General features: G+C 53.3%; 20 protein-coding genes. All 20 read left to right on the top strand.

Annotation, left to right across the window (positions count from 1 at the left end; translation table 11 throughout):
* Positions 1 to 27: 27 nt before the first annotated feature.
* The 20 genes from cobO to E8L90_RS16595 are packed head-to-tail and all read left to right on the top strand — an operon-like array spanning position 28 to position 19,090.
* Positions 28 to 576: a cob(I)yrinic acid a,c-diamide adenosyltransferase gene (gene cobO / locus E8L90_RS16690; RefSeq protein WP_017247397.1), complete on the top strand. Its 549-nt coding sequence runs from the start codon at positions 28 to 30 to the stop codon at positions 574 to 576.
* Positions 573 to 1,688, top strand: coding sequence for a threonine-phosphate decarboxylase CobD (gene cobD, locus E8L90_RS16685; RefSeq protein ID WP_137030406.1), 1,116 nt, complete (start codon positions 573 to 575; stop codon positions 1,686 to 1,688). The genes cobO and cobD overlap by 4 nt, the downstream gene beginning before the upstream one ends.
* A complete protein-coding gene (gene cobU, locus E8L90_RS16680; protein ID WP_137030405.1) occupies positions 1,685 to 2,224 on the top strand; it encodes a bifunctional adenosylcobinamide kinase/adenosylcobinamide-phosphate guanylyltransferase in 540 nt (179 codons plus the stop codon). Before cobD ends, cobU begins: the two co-directional genes overlap by 4 nt.
* A complete protein-coding gene (cobS, locus tag E8L90_RS16675) occupies positions 2,221 to 2,961 on the top strand; it encodes an adenosylcobinamide-GDP ribazoletransferase (protein WP_137030403.1) in 741 nt (246 codons plus the stop codon). The genes cobU and cobS overlap by 4 nt, the downstream gene beginning before the upstream one ends.
* Positions 2,958 to 3,590: a histidine phosphatase family protein gene (locus E8L90_RS16670; RefSeq protein ID WP_137030401.1), complete on the top strand. Its 633-nt coding sequence runs from the start codon at positions 2,958 to 2,960 to the stop codon at positions 3,588 to 3,590. Before cobS ends, E8L90_RS16670 begins: the two co-directional genes overlap by 4 nt.
* Positions 3,587 to 4,537, top strand: coding sequence for an adenosylcobinamide-phosphate synthase CbiB (cbiB, locus tag E8L90_RS16665; protein ID WP_137030400.1), 951 nt, complete (start codon positions 3,587 to 3,589; stop codon positions 4,535 to 4,537). The genes E8L90_RS16670 and cbiB overlap by 4 nt, the downstream gene beginning before the upstream one ends.
* 27 nt (positions 4,538 to 4,564) lie before the next feature.
* Positions 4,565 to 6,322, top strand: a complete 1,758-nt coding sequence (gene cobJ, locus E8L90_RS16660) for a precorrin-3B C(17)-methyltransferase (RefSeq protein ID WP_137030398.1) — start codon at positions 4,565 to 4,567, stop codon at positions 6,320 to 6,322.
* A 35-nt stretch (positions 6,323 to 6,357) separates the two neighbouring features.
* Positions 6,358 to 7,317, top strand: a complete 960-nt coding sequence (locus E8L90_RS16655) for a sirohydrochlorin chelatase (protein ID WP_137030396.1) — start codon at positions 6,358 to 6,360, stop codon at positions 7,315 to 7,317.
* A gap of 12 nt (positions 7,318 to 7,329) precedes the next feature.
* Complete coding sequence (cobK, locus tag E8L90_RS16650) at positions 7,330 to 8,103, top strand: precorrin-6A reductase (RefSeq protein WP_137030394.1); 774 nt, start codon at positions 7,330 to 7,332, stop codon at positions 8,101 to 8,103.
* 2 nt (positions 8,104 to 8,105) lie between these two features.
* Complete coding sequence (locus E8L90_RS16645; RefSeq protein ID WP_007715906.1) at positions 8,106 to 8,756, top strand: precorrin-8X methylmutase; 651 nt, start codon at positions 8,106 to 8,108, stop codon at positions 8,754 to 8,756.
* 4 nt (positions 8,757 to 8,760) lie between these two features.
* Positions 8,761 to 9,897, top strand: a complete 1,137-nt coding sequence (locus E8L90_RS16640; RefSeq protein ID WP_137033488.1) for a cobalt-precorrin-5B (C(1))-methyltransferase — start codon at positions 8,761 to 8,763, stop codon at positions 9,895 to 9,897.
* A complete protein-coding gene (gene cbiE / locus E8L90_RS16635) occupies positions 9,860 to 11,089 on the top strand; it encodes a precorrin-6y C5,15-methyltransferase (decarboxylating) subunit CbiE (protein WP_137030393.1) in 1,230 nt (409 codons plus the stop codon). The genes E8L90_RS16640 and cbiE overlap by 38 nt, the downstream gene beginning before the upstream one ends.
* Positions 11,086 to 11,796, top strand: a complete 711-nt coding sequence (gene cobI, locus E8L90_RS16630; RefSeq protein ID WP_137030392.1) for a precorrin-2 C(20)-methyltransferase — start codon at positions 11,086 to 11,088, stop codon at positions 11,794 to 11,796. Before cbiE ends, cobI begins: the two co-directional genes overlap by 4 nt.
* Complete coding sequence (gene cobM / locus E8L90_RS16625) at positions 11,796 to 12,575, top strand: precorrin-4 C(11)-methyltransferase (protein ID WP_137030390.1); 780 nt, start codon at positions 11,796 to 11,798, stop codon at positions 12,573 to 12,575. Before cobI ends, cobM begins: the two co-directional genes overlap by 1 nt.
* Entirely contained in the window at positions 12,575 to 13,720 is a 1,146-nt protein-coding gene (locus tag E8L90_RS16620) for a cobalt-precorrin 5A hydrolase (protein WP_137030388.1), read from the top strand. Before cobM ends, E8L90_RS16620 begins: the two co-directional genes overlap by 1 nt.
* Positions 13,717 to 15,093, top strand: a complete 1,377-nt coding sequence (locus tag E8L90_RS16615) for a cobyrinic acid a,c-diamide synthase CobB (protein WP_137030386.1) — start codon at positions 13,717 to 13,719, stop codon at positions 15,091 to 15,093. Before E8L90_RS16620 ends, E8L90_RS16615 begins: the two co-directional genes overlap by 4 nt.
* The gene (locus tag E8L90_RS16610) at positions 15,086 to 16,603 is read left to right on the top strand and encodes a cobyric acid synthase (RefSeq protein WP_137030385.1); all 1,518 of its coding nucleotides are present in this window, start codon (positions 15,086 to 15,088) and stop codon (positions 16,601 to 16,603) included. The genes E8L90_RS16615 and E8L90_RS16610 overlap by 8 nt, the downstream gene beginning before the upstream one ends.
* Positions 16,603 to 17,643: a nicotinate-nucleotide--dimethylbenzimidazole phosphoribosyltransferase gene (cobT, locus tag E8L90_RS16605; protein WP_137030383.1), complete on the top strand. Its 1,041-nt coding sequence runs from the start codon at positions 16,603 to 16,605 to the stop codon at positions 17,641 to 17,643. Before E8L90_RS16610 ends, cobT begins: the two co-directional genes overlap by 1 nt.
* Complete coding sequence (gene cobA / locus E8L90_RS16600; RefSeq protein ID WP_137030382.1) at positions 17,640 to 18,419, top strand: uroporphyrinogen-III C-methyltransferase; 780 nt, start codon at positions 17,640 to 17,642, stop codon at positions 18,417 to 18,419. Before cobT ends, cobA begins: the two co-directional genes overlap by 4 nt.
* A 29-nt stretch (positions 18,420 to 18,448) precedes the next feature.
* Complete coding sequence (locus E8L90_RS16595) at positions 18,449 to 19,090, top strand: precorrin-2 dehydrogenase/sirohydrochlorin ferrochelatase family protein (RefSeq protein ID WP_137030381.1); 642 nt, start codon at positions 18,449 to 18,451, stop codon at positions 19,088 to 19,090.
* The last annotated feature ends 11 nt before the right edge of the window (positions 19,091 to 19,101 follow it).

The following is a 19,101-nucleotide window of genomic DNA, read 5'->3' as shown; positions in this document are numbered from 1 at the left end:
AATACGTCACTTTTTGAGGTGGTCACGATGGAGAAAAACGATAAGAAGCGGGGCTTGACCCTCGTTTACACAGGAGACGGCAAAGGTAAAACGACGGCAGCAGTCGGATTGGCTGTGCGGGCGACAGGGCGCGGAAAAAAGGTGCTGATGGTTCAATTCATCAAGTCGCCGGAGCGTACATACGGAGAAAAGATTATTTTCGATAAATTGGGCATTGAAATTGTGCAGATGGGCGTCGGCTTCACCTGGACGAAGACACCGGAGGAGCATCGTCAGGCATTGAAAGAAGCTTGGGCGTTTGCGAGCGAAAAGCTTTCTTCCGGAGCGTACGATGTCGTCATTTTGGATGAGCTAAATAATGCATTGGCGATTGACCGCTTCCCGATTGATGATGTGTTGCCATTGTCCGATGTATTGGAAGCGATTCAAAATAGGCCAAGTCATATTCACCTCGTGATTACGGGACGGGCAGCAAAGCAGGAGATTTTGGACATCGCAGATTTGGTGACAGAGATGAAGCCAATCAAGCATTACTACGATGAAGGGATTCCAGCTGTGCTGGGGGTAGAGTTTTGACAAGCGCAGGTGTAATAGAGACGTACGGTCATGGCGGAGACTTGCTGACGGCAGCACAGCGCTTTGGTCGAGAGCCCGGGCAGTTATTGGATTACAGTGCCAATATAAATCCGCTGGGGATGCCGGCAAGCGTTCGTGAGATGCTGCTGGCGTCGCTATCTGCTGTAGCGCATTACCCAGACCCTGGACATCGCGTGTTTCGTCGTGCGCTGGCGAAACGGCTGCAAATGCCAGAGGAATGGTTGCTGCCTGCCAATGGTGCAGCGGAGGCGATGGCACTGGCCATTCTCGGTCTTTCGCCGCAAACGGTTGGTGTGGTATATCCTTGCTTTTCGGAATACGCGCAACTTTCCAAGCAGTATGGAGCCCGTGTCATTGGCTGCTTCGGGAAGGAAGCGAACGGGTACAAGCCCGATGCTGCAGAGCTGTACACGCTTTTTACGCAGTCTGATCTCGTATTCGTCGGGTCGCCAAACAATCCGACGGGAATCCTGTATCAACCGGATGAGCTGCGCCAAATGGCGGAATGGACGAAAGAGACCAACACGTGGCTCATCGTGGATGAGGCTTTCCTCGATTTCGTGCAGGAAGAGCGGCAGTATACATTGGCGACGCAGCTGGAGCACTTTCCCCGTGTGATTTTGATGCGTTCGATGACGAAAATGTACGCGATCCCGGGATTGCGCCTGGGCTATGCGATTGCACATCCGGATGTTATTGCGAAAATGCGCCAAAAGCAAGTGAGCTGGAGTGTGAATGCACTGGCTCTTTTGGCAGGAGAACTGTGCTTGCGGGAGCAGGTATACGAGGAACAGACGCGCAGGCTTATCAAAACAGAACGTGCATATTTGACTGATTCCATCCGTAGTGAGTTGGGCTGGCATGTATGGCCTTCGGAGGCAAACTTTTTGCTGCTGCGCTCGCCAGAAGGATTGCCAGCCGAACAATTGCAGGCACGGCTCGGCAAAAAAGGCGTTCTGATCCGCAATTGTGCGATGTATCCCGGTTTGACGGCGCATGATGTGAGAATCGCAGTGCGTGGACGAGAGGAAAATGAAAGACTTCTGGCAGCGCTCCGCGAGGTCCATGCGGAAGGAAGTGAACAGCGATGAGCTTGGTGCTGGTAACAGGCGGTGTCCGTTCAGGAAAAAGCCGCTACGCGGAAGAGCTTGCGATGACGTTCGGCAGTCGAGTCCTGTACGTGGCGACAGGCAAGGCTTGGGATGATGAAATGAAGCAGAGAATCGAGTTGCATCAGGCACGTCGTCCGCTGGAATGGGGCTGTGTGGAGGTAGGAGAGCGATTAACCGATTACCACGCATTAAGTGAGCAGTATGGTGTGGTGTTGATAGATTGTCTGTCCACCTGGGTGAGTAATCGATTGATGAGCGTGGATGAGTCGGAATGGAGAAGTGCTTCGCATACGCAAGCCCTGCTGCAGGAGGCAGAGGCATGGCTGTCCCTCGTTCACAATTCCCCGCAAAAAGTCATTGCTGTCACAAGCGAGGTCGGATTGGGCGGTGTAGCCTTGAGTCGTTTGGGCAGATGGTTCGCGGATGTGCTGGGCGACGTCAATCAGAGAAGTGCGCGACAAGCGGACGCCGTCTATGCTGTTTTGTCGGGGATACCGTGGAGGATCAAGGGATGAATGCATTTTTACACGCGATCTCGTTTTTTACGCGTATTCCGGTTCCGTGGCTTCGTCCTTCCGAGGAGGCGTGGAGAAAAAGCGTCAACTGGTATCCCGCAGTTGGTTTGATCATCGGTTTATTGTTATGGGGTGTGCATCAGGCAGGACTGGTGTTGTTTAGTCCATGGATCGCCGCTATTTTGACGCTGGTCGCATGGGTATACGTGACTGGTGGTCTTCATATGGATGGGTGGATGGATCTCGCGGACGGTCTTGGCAGCAGCAGACCGAGAGAGCAAATCCTTACGATTATGAAGGACAGCCGCGTAGGTGCGATGGGCGTGCTTGCTGCGATTATGCTGTTGCTGATCAAGGCGGGTGGAGTCGCAGAGCTCGCACATCCGGGATGGGGCAGCTTTTTGATCGTAGCGCCAGTAGCAGCGCGGACCCATGTGCTTTTGTCGATCAAGCTCTGGCCGTATCTTTCGGCGGACAAAGGAATCGGAAAAGGCATCAGTGCCGGGCTTTCCGTATCCTCTATCATCGTGAGCTACATCATCATGTTTGTCGCAGGATGGTATCTTGGAGGCTTGCAGGTCATGACAGCTATTTTCCTGTCGCTATTGTTCGCTCTATGGTTTTCACGCTCGGTTGCAAAAAAACTGGGTGGTTTAAATGGAGACTGTTACGGGGCTGTTATTGAAAGCGGTGAAGCGGTCGTTCTCTTGGTGTTAGTCGGGAGCTGGTGGTTATGAAGCTGATTTGGATACGTCACGGGGAGACAGACAGCAATCGTGAGCAGCGATATTTGGGGCATAGCGACGTTCCTTTGAATGAGCGCGGGTATCTGCACGCGAGTGATTTGGCCAAGGAATTACCAGTGCTCATCGGGCGACCCGCTGCGATTTACTCGAGCGACCTGCTCAGATGCATGCAGACTGCCGAACCACTCGCAGCTGCTTGGGGGCTATCGGTTATTTCGGAGCCAGCACTCCGAGAGCTGTCTTTTGGCGAGTGGGAGCTGATGACCTACGACGAGCTGATGCTGTCGGACCCTGTGCGAGCCACAAGGTGGTACGACGATCCTTTTCGAAATCGGCCTCCACATGGGGAGAGTCTGGAAGAGCTGGGGATGCGCGTGGATCGTTGGCTACGTTCTTTGTTGCAGAGAGCGAGCAAGGAGGAGGCATCCGATACAGTCGTCATCGTCACACATGGTGGTGTAATCCGCTGGTTCCAGGCCGTGTGGCTCCAAAACAATCCTGATCGATATTGGCAGGTCGATGGCGTTAAGCATGGGAAGGCTCTGGTAGCGGAATGCTTGGGCGTGGAAGGGCAGAGCTGGATGCTACAACCGCTAGAGAGTAAGAGAGGGACAACATGACAGAAGTATGGATATTATGCGCGGCCTACTTGATTGATCGGGTGGTAGGAGACCCCCGGAGCCTGCCGCATCCCGTGATCATCATGGGCTGGTGGATTGCACGTTTGGAGCGGGTCATACGTTTTCTCGTCAAAGAGGAGGCGCATTTGAAGCTGGCAGGAGCCCTGTTCCCGCTCGTGATCGTTGGAGGCAGCTACGCTGTCGTTTGGCTGCTTTTATGGGGAGCGACGTTCATCCATCCGGTGCTTGCCTGGGTCTTGGGTGCCTGGTTGATTTCCACGACGATTGCGACAAAAGGCTTGGCCGATGCCGGGATGGAGATTGCCCGTCATCTTGTGGCTGGAGAAATGGAAGCGGCGAGACGCTCCTTGTCCATGGTAGTCGGACGCGATACAGAGCGGCTAGATGAACCGGAGGTATGTCGGGGAGCGGTAGAAACCGTGGCGGAAAACATCGTCGATGCGATTGTCTCTCCGCTGATTTTCGCAGCGATTGGGGGAGCACCGTTGGCAATGGCGTACCGTGCCGCCAACACCCTCGATTCCATGGTTGGCTATAAAAACGAGAAGTATCTGAATCTCGGCTGGGCGTCTGCCCGCTTTGACGATGTACTGAACTACATACCTGCCCGTTTGACGGCTTTGTTGCTCGTCGCGGCAAGCTGGCTACAGCGATTAGATTGGAAGCAGTGCTGGGCAAAGATCAGAAGAGATGCGCACTTGCATCCGAGTCCAAACAGCGGTTTGCCGGAAGCTGGAGTCGCTGGTGCATTAGGCGTGCAGCTCGGGGGACTGAATTATTACCAAGGTGTTGCATCGAATCGGGCAAAAATGGGAGATGCGAAACGACCTTTGCAGGCAAGTGATATTGTCGCGACGATTCGTTTGATGTATCTCGTTTCGCTCTTATGTCTGCTCGTTAGTGTGATGATATCGATTTTAATATAAACAGGAAGCGAAAAGGGGAGGGGCCTTATGAGCGGCAAGTTGTTTGTGATCGGATTTGGTCCAGGAAGTTTTGAGCATATCACTAAGCGGGCGCGGGAAGCCCTGCAGGAGGCCGATGTCATTATCGGCTATTCCACCTACGTAGATTTGATCCGCGGACTTTTGACGAATCAGCAAATCGTCAGCACAGGGATGACGGAAGAAGTGACGCGTGCACGGGAAGCCGTTCGTCAGGCGGAAGAGGAAGGCAAAAAGGTAGCGGTCATTTCCAGTGGAGACTCAGGTGTTTACGGGATGGCAGGTCTCGTATACGAGGTGTTGGTAGAAAAAGGATGGACAGAAGCCACTGGCGTACCAATCGAAATCGTACCGGGCATCTCGGCGATCAATTCCTGTGGGGCAATCCTCGGTGCGCCTATCATGCACGACGCATGCACAATTAGTCTGAGTGATCACTTGACGCCGTGGGAACTGATTGCCAAACGGATTGACGCCGCAGGGATGGCTGACTTTGTCATCGCGTTGTACAACCCGCGCAGCGGACGACGTACCCGCCAGATTGTTGAAGCGCAACGCATTCTTTTGCAGTACCGCTCACCAGATACGCCAGTCGGTATCGTGAAAAGTGCTTATCGGGAACGTGAAACGGTTGTCGTGACGACTTTGGCGCAAATGCTAGAGCATGATATCGGCATGTTGACCACCGTGATTATCGGAAATACATCGACGTTTGTATACGACGGCAAAATGATTACGCCACGCGGTTACCAGCGCAAGTACACGCTGTCTGCCGATGAGCAGCCACTGAAGCCGCATCAGCGTCTGCGTGTAGAAAATGAGCCTTGGTCGCTCGAGGCCTCCGAGGAGAGCCTCGCGTCAGCTCCGTCAACACCAGCAACACCGAACACAGAAAGACCAGTAGCCGTTACCGAGGATAGAGTACCTGCTACAGAACCAGCAAATCGTGTAGCAACAAGCACGGCAGTACTGGAAGCACCGCCTGTAACAGAAGAAGCCGCACCAAAAGCTCCTTTTGCATGGGCCATGGAAGCGTTGACGGCTATCAATGCGGCGAAAGGCATTGAAACCAAGCCAGCTGTAGGACAGGTCAATCGCCCGGTGTCTACCTTTACACCAGAGATGATTTTTGAATGCGCGGTAAGTCCGGGTGTCGCCAACAAAAAAATCACGCCGCTGCAAATGATGACGATTGCCGAAGTGGCTGGAGAAAAAGGCGAGATCGAATACACTCCACACCACCAAATGATTTTACGCGTGCCGACTGCCAATCCTGACAGCATCACTAGCCGCTTACGAGAGCTTGGATTGATTCTCAGCCCGATCGGAGACGTTTTGCAGGTAAAAGCGTGTGATTTCTGCGACGGCGAGAAAAAAGACAGCATCCCTTATGCCGACGAGCTGCACCAAAAGTTGGGTGGAAAAGAAATGCCGAAGGAACTAAAGATCGGCTTCAACGGCTGCGGGATGGCGTGCTATGGCGCGGTTCAAGAGGATATCGGGATCGTATTCCGCAAAGGAGCGTTCGATTTATTCCTGGGTGCAAAAACGGTGGGACGCAATGCACACTCCGGTATTCCAGTAGCAGAAGGCATCGGAAAAGAAGAGATTGTTCCACTCGTGGAGCGAATCGTGGACCGATTCAAAAAAGAAGCATTTCCGAACGAGCGGTTCCACAAGTTTTTCCAACGTGTAGGTGAGCTGGAGGGCTTTGCATGGTACGAGCCAGCCAAAGCTGAAATCGAGAATGCTGCATGCGGAGATTAATGCAAGAACACCACTAAAAACGAGGGGGACATAAAATGGACGCAGTATTATTTGTAGGTCATGGAAGCAAAGATCCGGAAGGCAATGAAGAGATTCGCCAGTTTGTGGCGACGCTAACACCGGACTTGGATGTACCGATTATCGAGACGTGCTTTCTGGAGTTTGCCCGTCCTGACATGCTGCAAGGCTTGAATACATGCGTGGCACGGGGTGCAACCCGCGTGGCGGTGATTCCGATCATCCTGTTCTCTGCCGGACATGCGAAAATTCATATTCCAGCAGCCATCGACGAGGCGAAGGAGCTGCATCCACACGTTCAGTTCATCTACGGACGCCCGATCGGCATCCACGACGAGGTCATCAATATTTTGAGTGCTCGCATGGAGGAGGCAGGCTTTGCCTCCGGGGAAGACCATGATGATCTGGCTGTACTCGTAATCGGACGCGGCAGCAGCGATGCAGATGCCAATAGCGATATTTACAAAATGTCCCGACTGTTCTGGGAGCGCTACAAAGCGAAGTGGGTAGAGACTGCCTTTATGGGCGTAACGTATCCACTGTACGACGAGGGCGTTGAGCGTTGCCTGAAGCTGGGTGCGAAACGCATCGTTCTCTTGCCGTACTTCCTGTTCACGGGTGTGTTGATTAAACGGATGAGCGACCAGCTGGAGAAGTTCCGTGAGCAATATCCAGAAGCCCAGTTCGAAATGGCCGAGTATTTTGGCTTCCATCCGTTATTGAAAGAAGTGCTCAAGGATCGTGTGGTGGAAGCGTTGCAGGGTGAAGTGAAGCTGAATTGCGATACCTGTCAGTACAGGCTGGCAGCGATGGAGCACATCGATCATCACCATCACCACCATGATGACGAGCATGGACATCACCACCACCATGGTCACCACCATCATCATCACGACCATGATCACGACCATGATCACGACCACGACCACGATCATGACCACAAGCATGATCACAAGCACGATCACGTTACCAAGTAGGAGGGAGACAGCATGATTCTGGTACTGGCTGGAACGAGCGACGCGCGCGAGTTGGCTTTGCAAATTAAAGACGAGGGCTACGAGCTGTTGACGACGGTCGTCACTGACAATGCTGCGAAAAGTTTGGAGGAGGCGGACGTGCCCGTTCAGGTCGGACGCCTGACCGCCGCCGATATCCAGCAGCTGATCCAAGACAGAGCCGTCCAATGCGTAGTCGACGCGAGTCACCCCTTCGCAGAGGAAGCCTCCAAAAACGCCATGGCAGGAGCACAGGGCGCGGGAGTCCCCTACATTCGCTACGAGCGGGAAAGCCTCTCCTCACCGGGCAGCGAGAAGCTGATTGTAGTAGAAGACTATGTCCAGGCGGCTGAGCTGGCGGCTGAAAAGCGTGGCGTCATCATGCTGACGACAGGAAGCAAGACGCTGAAAACGTTCACGGATCGTCTGTTGGGCCTGCCTGATACTACGGTGGTCGCCCGAATGCTCCCCCGTCTTGACAATATGCAAAAATGCGAAGAGCTCGGTGTCGAGCAAAAAAACATCGTCGCGATGCAAGGCCCTTTTTCCAAGGAGCTGAACAAAGCGCTCTACGATCATTATGGTGTTACGCTGATGATCACCAAGGAGAGCGGCAAGGTAGGCGCTTTTGACGAAAAGGTGGAAGCGGCACTGGAAATGGGCATTGAAACAATCGTCATCGGTCGACCGAAGATCGATTATGGAACGAAGTTTTCGGATTACGCCAGCGTGCTGGGCGAACTCAAACGAGTGACTGGAGGAAACTAACTATGGATTTCAAAACAGAATTTAAACCGATGACTGTACAACCGCAAGAGATTGAGGAATTGAGCTTTCAAATCATTACAGATGAGCTGGGCGAGCATTCTTTTACGGAAGAGCAATATCCGGTAGTACAACGCGTCATTCACGCATCTGCAGACTTTGATCTCGGACGCAGCCTCGTATTCCACCCGGACGCAGTAAAATCGGGAATCGAAGCGATCCGCAGCGGCAAAATCGTCGTAGCAGATGTTCAGATGGTACAAGTCGGCATCAGCAAAAACCGCATTGAAAAATTCGGTGGAGAAGTAAAGGTATACATCTCTGATCGCGATGTGATGGAAGAGGCGAAGCGTCTGAACACGACTCGTGCGATCATTTCCATGCGCAAAGCGATCAAGGAAGCAGATGGCGGAATCTTTTGCATCGGAAACGCACCTACTGCACTCCTGGAGCTGATCCGTATGGTGAAGGAAGGCGAAGCAAAGCCAGGTCTGGTGATCGGGATGCCAGTTGGTTTCGTATCCGCGGCAGAATCCAAGGAAGAGTTGGCGAAGCTCGATATCCCATTCATCACAAACATGGGACGTAAAGGCGGAAGCCCAGTAACGGTAGCAGCTTTGAATGCCATTTCGATTATGGCGGAACGGTTGGGCTAAGCAGATGGCAGCCAAAGCAGCAACGGACGAAAAAGAGGCAAAACCCCTCCGCCACGGATATACGACTGGATCATGTGCAACGGCGACGACCAAGGCTGCTTTGATCGCGCTGATTACTCAGGAAGAGCAAAGCCAGGCGACGATTCGCCTGCCAATCGGCGAGGATGTCACCTTTCAGATGGAGAGCTGTGAATTTTCATTGGAGAGGGCGACAGTAGGCACCATCAAGGATGGGGGAGACGACCCTGACGCGACACACGGTGCTCTTATCCTCTCTACTGTGGAATGGTCGGATGAGCCCGGCATTATTTTGGATGGCGGACTCGGTGTGGGACGGGTGACCAAGCCAGGTTTGCCCGTTCCGATTGGCGAGGCAGCGATCAATCCCGTCCCGCGCAAAATGATCAGGGAAACCGCGCAGGCTGTTCTGGATGAGTACGGGACACAGCGCGGGATCAAAATCGTTATCTCCGTGCCAGCGGGCGAGGAAATCGCCAAAAAAACATTGAATGGACGACTCGGCATACTCGGCGGCATCTCCATTTTGGGGACGCGTGGAATCGTGGTGCCGTTTTCCACTTCTGCCTACAAGGCAAGCGTGGCACAAGCAGTCAATGTCGCCAAGGAAGCCGGCTGCGATCATATTGTGTTGTCGACGGGCGGAAAGAGTGAATCCTACGGGGTCGCTACTTATCCAGAGCTGTCGGAAGAAGCATTCGTGGAGATGGGCGATTTCGTCGGCTTTTCCCTCAAGCAGTGTAAAAACCAGAAGATGCGCAAAGTGACCTTGGTCGGGATGATGGGCAAGTTTTCCAAGGTAGCGCAGGGCGTCATGATGGTTCATTCCAAAAGCGCACCCGTCGATTTCGGCTTCCTCGCCCAAATGGCGGCAGATGCAGGAGCTTCGCAGGAGCGTATTGACGAAATTTTGGGAGCCAACACTGCTTCGCAGGTAGGCGATATGATGGTGGACACACCCGCCTTTTTCGAGATCATGTGCGAAAATTGCTGTCGCGCTGCATTAAAGGAAGTGGGCGGCGGTATCGAGGTCGAAACCATCATCATCACAATGAAAGGGTCCCTGTTGGGAAGGGTGACGATCAATGACACAGGCGATGAAAGTAATTGGAATCGGGGATGATGGACAGCAGAGCCTGCTGCCGTTGTACCGGACTTGGATAGAGGAAAGTGAACTGTTGGTTGGAGGAGAGCGGCACCTCAGCTTTTTCCCGGAGTATGCGGGAGAGAAGCGGGTGCTGAAAGGCGGACTGACTGCGATGGTAGAAGAGCTTCGCACTGAGACGCGCAAAACGGTCATTCTGGCGTCAGGTGACCCGCTCTTTTATGGGATTGGTGGCTTGCTTTCCAAAAAGCTGAACGTGGAGATTTATCCGCACCTCAGCTCCATCCAGCTCGCTTTTGCCAAAATGGGCGAAGCATGGCAGGATGCGACATTGGCAAGTGTGCACGGACGCAGTATCAAAGGTCTGGCACAGCGTATCGACGGGAAGGATAAGGTCGCATTGCTGACGGATCGGGAAAACTCGCCAGCAGCGATCGCTAAGTACCTCCTTTCGTTCCATATGACCGAGTACGATGCGTTTGTGGCGGAGAATCTCGGCAGCGCCGAAGAGCGGACAGGTTGGTACTCCCTTGAAGAAATGGCAGATGGGGTCTTCTCTGATCTGAATGTCATGATTTTGAAAAAACGCCGTCCAAGCCCAGTGTGGCCGTTCGGAATTGCAGACGAGGAATTCTCCCAGCGCAAGCCGGACAAGGGACTCATTACGAAAAAAGAAGTGCGCATTTTAAGCATTGCACAGTTGCAATTGCATGCCAAAAGCATCGTCTGGGACATCGGCACCTGCACAGGCTCTGTCGCCATTGAAGCGGGACGAATTGCGCGTGAGGGTGAAGTGTACGGCGTTGAGAAGAACGTGGACGATCTGGAAAACTGCCGCCAGAACATGGCGAAGTTTCGCACGGATTTGACAGTCGTCAATGCACGCGCCCCACATGGCCTCGATCAATTCCCAGACCCGGACGCTGTATTCATCGGCGGTAGTGGCGGAGAATTGCGCGAGCTGTTGAATATCTGCTGCACACGACTGCGCCCGAATGGTCGGATCGTGGTGAATGCAGCGACCATTGAGACATTGTACGAAGCGACACAAGCATTCGCGCAAGAAGGATTCGAGACATCGGTGACACTGGCGCAGCTATCGCGCAGCAAGCCGATTTTGTCCCTAACGCGTTTTGAAGCATTGAATCCGATCTACATCATTACAGCCTGGGCCAAGCAGGCAGAAGAACAAGGAGGAGACAGCAAGTGACTAAGATCGGAACATTGTACGGACTAGGAGTAGGTCCCGGCGACCCTGAATTGATTACCGTCAAGGCATTTCGTCTATTACAGCAAGCACCAGTGGTTGCGTATCCGAAAAAACGGATGGGCAGCAAAAGCTACGCGCATCAAATCGCAGAGCTGTATGTGCAGTCCCCAGACAAGGAAATGCTCGGACTCGTATTCCCGATGACGCGGGACAAAGAAATTTTGGAGCGCGAGTGGACCAACACGGTGGAGATCGTCTGGGAGCGTCTGTCTGAAGGCAAGGATGTCGCTTTTGTAACGGAAGGCGATCCGATGTTTTACAGCACGTTCATCCACATGATGCGCGTCATGCATGAGGAGCACCCGGAAGTGCCAATCGTGACCGTACCAGGCGTCTCTTCGTTTCTGGGAGCAGCTTCCCGCTTCAATCTGCCGCTGGCGGATGGCGACGAGCAGATCGGCATCATCCCGGCAACAGAAGACAAGGAAGCCATGCGCAAAGCGCTTGAGAACCATGATACCGTCGTGTTCCTGAAGGTAGCAAAGGTACTGCCAATGATCATTGGCTTGCTGAAAGAAATGGGACTGGCTGAAAAGGCAGCAGTAGCGACCAAGGTCACTTCCTCCGAGGAAATGGTTTGGACCGATATGCGTGAACTGGAGCGGGCAGAGCTTAGCTATCTTACATTGATGGTGGTGAAAAAGTAATGAAACTGTACATAGTGGGAGCGGGTCCCGGCGACCCCGATCTGATTACGGTAAAAGGCTTGAAGCTGCTGCAAAAGGCAGACGTCATTATGTATACTGACTCTCTCGTGAACGAGGACTTGGTAGCAATGGGCAATCCCGATGCAGAGGTATTGCAAAGCTCGGGTATGGCATTGGAAGAAATGGTAGAACAGTTGGTAGACCGGATTAGCAGTGGAAAAACAGTCGTTCGCCTGCATACGGGCGATCCATCGATTTATGGCGCGATCATGGAGCAGATCGCACTGTTAAAGGAAAAAGGTATCGAGGTAGAAATCGTACCGGGTGTGAGCTCAGTATTTGCGGCAGCGGCAGCAGTAGGAGCCGAGTTGACAATTCCTGATCTGACACAGACGATTATCCTCACTCGTGCAGAAGGCCGCACGCCAGTGCCTGAAAGAGAAAAGCTGCGTGCACTCGCTGAGCATCATTGCACACTGGCTCTGTACCTTAGCGCGACTTTGACGAAAAAAGTAGTCCGCGAGCTAATCGAAGCTGGCTGGAGCGAGGACACACCTGTAGCAGTCGTACAACGTGCGAGCTGGCCGGATCAATTGATCGTTCGCACGACGCTGAAAAACTTGGACGAAGATATGGGTAAAAACGGTATTCGCAAACACGCAATGATTTTGGCTGGCTGGGCATTGGACCCGAACATCCACGACAAGAGCGAGCAGTACCGCTCCAAACTGTACGACAAAACCTTTACGCACGGGTTCAGAAAAGGTGTGAAGGAATAATGAAGATCATCGAACTGATCGAGGGAGAAATCCCTGTTATCGAACAGCGCGGAGACTATGCCATTGTTGCGATCACAAAGCACGGGGTGGAAATGGCGCGTGATTTGGCGCAAAAATTTCCTGGAACAGACCTGTACTACATGAGCAAGTTCGAGCGGGGAGATGAGGAAGCGCGCGGCATCCAGCTGTTTTCAAACAGCGTGCGGATGTTGTTTCCAGCTCTCTGGCCTGCTTATAAAGGGTTAATCATCATTATTTCACTAGGTGCGGTTATTCGGATGATCGCACCTTTGCTCGAAGACAAAAAGAAAGACCCGGGTGTGGTCGTCGTCGATGATCGTGGGGAGAATGTCATCAGTGTGCTGTCCGGTCATTTGGGCGGTGCCAATGAGTTGGCTCGCGAGGTAGCGGCAGTCATGGGTGCTCGTCCGATTATCACGACAGCATCTGACGTACAGAAGACAATTCCAGTCGATCTATTCGGTAGACGTTTTGGGTGGGAATGGGATTCCGCTGAAAAGCTGACCCCTGTCAGTGCTTCTGTCGTCAATGAGGAGCGCGTAGCAGTCATCAATGAATCCGGTGAACGCGACTGGTGGATGCATGACACGCCGATGCCGCCGTCGATCAAGGAATACGCGACAATCGCTGAGGCACAAGCCGATCAGCTGCAAGCTGCTCTCGTCGTTTCTCATCGCTTGCTCACACCGGAGGAACAATCGATTTTGGACAACGGCGTCCTTTATCGTCCGAAGGTCATCGTACTCGGGATGGGCTGCAACCGGGGAACCTCCGCAGAGGAGATCGAGGCAGTTATCAAGGAAACGCTGGATGAACTGCAATTTTCGATCAAAAGTGTAAAAGCACTGGCGACCATTGAGCTGAAAAAGGATGAAGAGGGTCTGATCGCCGTTTGCGAAAAATACGGCTGGCCGTTCGTCTGGTATTCGCCTGAGGAGTTGAATCAGGTAGAAATCAGCGATCCATCTGATACCGTCTTCAAGTTTACTGGAGCATACGGAGTGAGCGAGCCTGCCGCGAAGCTGTACGCTGGCGCAGACGAACTCGTTTTGACCAAGAAGAAGTCGGGTAACACCACCATTTCGGTCGGATTGATGCCCTATCATGAGGAGGATCGCGCATGACGGATAGCCGCCGTATTGTGATTGCCGGAACAGGCAGTGGAGCGGGTAAGACTACCGTTACTATCGGACTGATGGCTGCTCTGAAAAGAAAAGGGCATATCGTACAGGGCTTCAAGTGCGGACCTGACTACATCGATCCGACGTATCATACGGCTGTAACGGGGAGAGCTTCGCGTAATCTGGACAGCTTTATGCTGGAGCATGAGATCGTGAAGGAGATTTTTGTCCGCGGTAGCGAGGGTGCAGACATCTCGATTATCGAGGGCGTTATGGGCATGTACGATGGCAAGGAAGCGACCAGCGATAAAGGCAGCACGGCCGAAATCAGCATCCTGACTGGCTCTCCGGTTCTGTTGGTGGTCAATTGTCAGAGCATGGCGCGCAGTGCGGCTGCGATTGTCAAAGGCTTTCAACTGCTCAATCCACAGGCGAGCATCGTCGGTGTCATCGCGAACAAGGTCGGCAGTGAAGGGCACTACAAAATCGTGAAGGCAGCGATCGAGCAGGAGTGCGGGATTCCAGTCGTGGGCTACCTGAAACGGGAAAACGAGCTGGAAATACCGGAACGTCATCTCGGATTGGTGCCATCTGTTGAGCGTGGAGAGCTGACACCGCTGTTTGAAAAGCTGGCTGATCTGATTGCGGAGACAGTCGATTTGGAGCAAATTTGGGACTTGGCAAAGGCAGAGCCGCTGCAAGCAAAACCTACGCTGTTTGCTCCACGAAAAGCATCTGCCGATGTCACCATTGCTGTAGCGAAGGACCCTGCTTTTCATTTTTACTATCCGGAAAATTTGGAGTTGCTTGAAGCCTATGGCGCGAAGCTCGCGTTCTTTTCTCCGCTGGCCGGAGAGGGAGTGCCTGAGGACGCGGCTGGCTTGTACATTGGGGGAGGCTTCCCGGAGGAATTTGCGGCAGAGCTATCTCAAAATGAAGCGGTGAAGCAATCGATCCGATCTGCGATCATAAAAGGCTTGCCTACCTTGGCTGAGTGCGGCGGCTACATGTTTTTGACAGAGGCAATCGTGACGACCGAGGGCGACAGCTATCCGATGGTGGGGCTCATCCCAGGAAAGGTGACCATGCAGAAAAAGCTCGCAGCGCTCGGCTATCGGGAAGTGCGCGGCAAGGCAGGCAATTTCTTGCTTGGCACCGAAGAACAGGCAAAAGGGCATGAATTCCATTACTCTACGTATGCTTCGGATCAAGAGCTACCAGCAGCCTATGAGACAAAAGGACTTCGCGGTACGAAGCCGGAGGGCTATGCCCAAGATAATCTGGTTGCGGGCTATACTCACTTGCATTTCGGCTCCAATCCCGAACTGGTTGAGCGTTGGCTGAAACGTTGCGCGGAGGTGTCCGCTCGTGCCTAAAACCCTCCCGTTGATGGTACAAGGTACTAGCTCGGATGCAGGAAAAAGTGCGATTGCTACAGCGCTGTGCCGGATTTTTGCCCAAGATGGCTACAAGACAGCTCCGTTCAAATCGCAAAATATGGCCCTGAATTCCTACGTGACGCTGGATGGAAAAGAAATCGGCCGGGCACAGGGCGTTCAGGCAGAAGCAGCGGGAATTCTGGCGACGACTGACATGAACCCCATTTTGATCAAGCCGACGCGAGATTCCGAATCGCAAATTGTCGTCAACGGCGAGCCATATGGCAACATGAAAGCTTTTGCCTATCGAACGGAATTTTATGACGAGGGCTTGCGGGTCATTGAAGAAGCGTATCAACGACTCGCCAGCTCCTATGAGCGGATCGTCATTGAAGGGGCTGGCAGTCCGGCAGAGGTCAATCTGAATGACCGCGAGCTCGTCAATATGCGAGTCGCTCGTCTCACGAACGCGCCCGTCATTTTGGTGGCAGACATCGAGCGTGGGGGTGTGTTTGCCAGCTTGGTCGGTACTCTCCAACTGCTCGAGCCCGAAGATCGGGACCGCGTGATCGGCGTCATCATCAATCGTTTTCGTGGAGACCTGACGCTTTTGCAGCCGGGACTCGACTGGTTCGAAGAATATACGGGCAAGCCTGTCCTTGGTGTCGTGCCATTTATTCCAGACTTGTGGATCGATGCGGAGGATTCGCTGATTTTGCACCGTTATCAAGGTCAGCGTGAGACACCGCGTGAGATTGACATTGCGGTTTTGCGCTACCCGCGAATTTCCAACTTCACTGACGTGGACCCGTTTTTTGTAGAGCCGGATTGCCGGATGCGTTTTGTGACACGTTTGGAAGAGCTGGGTGAACCAGACCTGATTGTCTTGCCGGGCAGCAAGAATACACTAGAGGATTTGCAATTCTTACGAGATACAGGTCTTGCCGCGGCGGTCCAAGACCTTCATCATAAAGGGAAGACGTATATCGTCGGTTTGTGCGGCGGCTATCAAATGCTGGGAGATTCTATTCATGATCCGGCTGGGGTCGAGTCTTTGTTGCAGCAGCTTGATGGGCTAGGTCTCATCCCGATGATCACGACGATGGAGCAGAAGAAGACGACCGTTTTGTCCCGTGGCGAAGCAGTATTTGCGAAGGAAAAGCTGACGGTGGAAGGCTACGAGATTCACATGGGGCAATCTGCTTATTCGAGCTATGATTTTCCTTTTATCCAGATGGAGGGGCGTACGGAGGGCTATTGTCAGGAGGAGCGGCAGTTGATCGGCACGTATTTTCATGGCCTGTTCCACAATGACCACTTCCGCACGCTGTTGCTGAATACCATCCGTGAGAAAAAAGGTCTCCCACCCATCACGGATCGCCCATCCTTTGTCGCTCTACGAGAGCAGGGGTACGATCTGTTGGCGGATACGGTTCGCCGCCATGTGAAGTTGGATACGATCGAAGAGTACATGAAGGTTTTTCAAGAAAAAGAGGTGCAAATATAATGGCAGTCATTTATCCGGCGATTGAGCCACGAAATCAGGAAGCAAGTGAGCAAACGAGACAGCATGTGGATCAGTTGACCAAGCCGCTTGGCAGCCTTGGTCGCTTGGAGCAATTGGCTATTGAGCTGGCTGGGATGACAGGGGAGACAATGCCTGTTGTGACACCGCCGGGCGTGCTTGTTTTTGCGGCCGATCACGGTGTGGCACGAGAAGGTGTCTCTGCCTATCCGCAGGAAGTGACAGCGCAAATGGTGCTGAATATGGTTCATGGCGGAGCTGGAGTCAACGTCTTCGCCAGACAAATCGGAGCCATCCAAAAAATCGTAGATGTCGGTGTAGCGGTCGAGGTCGAAGCGCCGGCTGTTTACAACAAGCGAGTCAGAGCAGGCTCGGGCAATATGCTGAAAGAAGCAGCGATGACCGCAGATGAAGCGCAGCGCTCCATCGCAGTTGGCCTTGAAATGGCAGAAGCGATTATCGGAGAAGGCGCCAAAGTCCTGATCGTCGGTGAAGTAGGGATTGGCAACACGACAGCCAGCAGTGCGATCCTGTCAGCCTTAACCGGAGCTGATCCTGAGCAAATCGTCGGACGAGGAACAGGGCTGGATGACGCGGGCTGGCAGCGTAAAAAGACAGTTGTTCGTGAAGCACTCGCCTTGCATCGCCCGGATGCAACCAATCCGTTGGACGTTTTGGCAAAAGTCGGCGGATTGGAAATCGGGGCAATGGCTGGGGCGATCATGGGAGCAGCTTCTCGCCGTGTCCCTGTGCTCTTGGACGGCTTTATTGCTACGGTAGCGGCTTTGCTTGCTGTTCGCATGGAGCCACTCGTTGCAGATTACTTGATCGCGGGTCACCGTTCTGAGGAGCCGGGTCATGATTTTGTCCTGCAAGCATTAGGCAAGGAGCCATTGCTCAGCCTGAATTTGCGACTGGGCGAAGGAAGCGGAGCAACATTGGCGTTTCCGATCGTGGAAGCAGCGACACGAATGGTTCGTGAGATGGCGACATTTGCATCGGCAGGAGTAAGTGACCGATGAGCGGCGCGGGAAAAGTTTATCTCGTAGGAGCTGGCCCTGGCGATCCAAAGCTGATTACTGTAAAAGGAATGGAATGCCTGCAAAAGGCAGAGGTGGTTGTGTATGATCGGCTGGCAAATCCAGCCCTGCTGGAGTACGCGCCACAGACGGCAGAACGTATCTACTGCGGCAAACTGCCGGATCATCACACGATGAGGCAGGAATCGATTAACGAGCTGTTGGCGGAAAAGGCGCTGGAAGGAAAAGTCGTCGTTCGGTTAAAAGGCGGCGATCCTTGCGTGTTTGGTCGTGCAGGAGAAGAAGCGCAGCATTTGGCTGAGCGAGGAATTGCCTTTGAAATCGTCCCGGGAGTAACGGCTGGAATTGCAGCCTCGGCGTATGCGGGTATTCCGGTGACACACCGCGATCACGGCTCGTCATTCGCTGTCGTGACGGGACATTTGCGTGAAGACAAACCGGAGCTGGCCGTAGAAAAATGGAGTGCTCTCGCGAATGGCATCGACACGGTTGCTTTTTACATGGGAGTCGCCAACCTGCCGTTGATCCGCACCCAATTAATCAAGCACGGACGCGATCCACACACGCCAGTAGCCGTCATCTCTTGGGGAACACTCCCGCAGCAAGCAGTAGTAACGGGTACCTTGGCTGATATTGAGGAACGTTTGGCCCAAAACAGTCACATCACGAATCCAGCTATCATTCTGGTTGGTGATGTCGTGAAGATGCGTGAGAAAATCAACTGGTTTGATGCTACGCTTGGAATGGAACAAGGGTAACAATAGGAGGCCGAGAGGAGGGAACGCTGGTGACGCACTATGCCATGATGGTCAATCTACAAAACAAGCGTTGCTTGGTGGTCGGTGGCGGGCAGGTAGCCGAGCGGAAAATCGACAGTCTGCTTGCTGCTGGTGCGGATGTCACCGTTGTGACTCCCTCCTGTACGACAACTATCCATGAATGGGCACATGCTAAGAAGCTGATGATTGCACTGCGCCCCTTTACCCCACAGGACGTAGAGGAGGCAGTGCTCATCATCGCGGCGACGAGTGATCCCGCTGTCAATCTGGCTGTTTATGAAGCGTGCCGTCCGCATCAGTGGATCAATATCGTTGATCGACCAGAGCTTTGTTCGTTTACCGTTCCATCCGTCGTTGCACGTGGAGACTTGCAGATTGCGATCTCTACGGGTGGGAACAACCCGGGTCTGGCGAAGAAAATGCGCCGCCAGCTCGAAGAATGGGTGGGACCGGAATACGAGGACTACACGCTGTTTCTCGGCAGCATGAGAAGACAAGTACTCTCGCTTTCGGTGAGCGAAGCGGACAAACGGGCAATCTTGGCAGAGCTTTTGGACGACCGATTTTTACATTGGACCAAAAACGGCGAAACCGACCGAAGAGATCAGGAGGCCGAAGCGCTGCTTAACAAAAGACTAGATCAACGTTGAAAATAGGGATG

It is taken from the genome of Brevibacillus antibioticus, assembly GCF_005217615.1.
Lineage (GTDB): Bacteria > Bacillota > Bacilli > Brevibacillales > Brevibacillaceae > Brevibacillus > Brevibacillus antibioticus.
The sequence above is the reverse complement of the archived record's forward strand: the minus strand, read 5'-3'. Positions and strand labels throughout refer to the sequence as shown.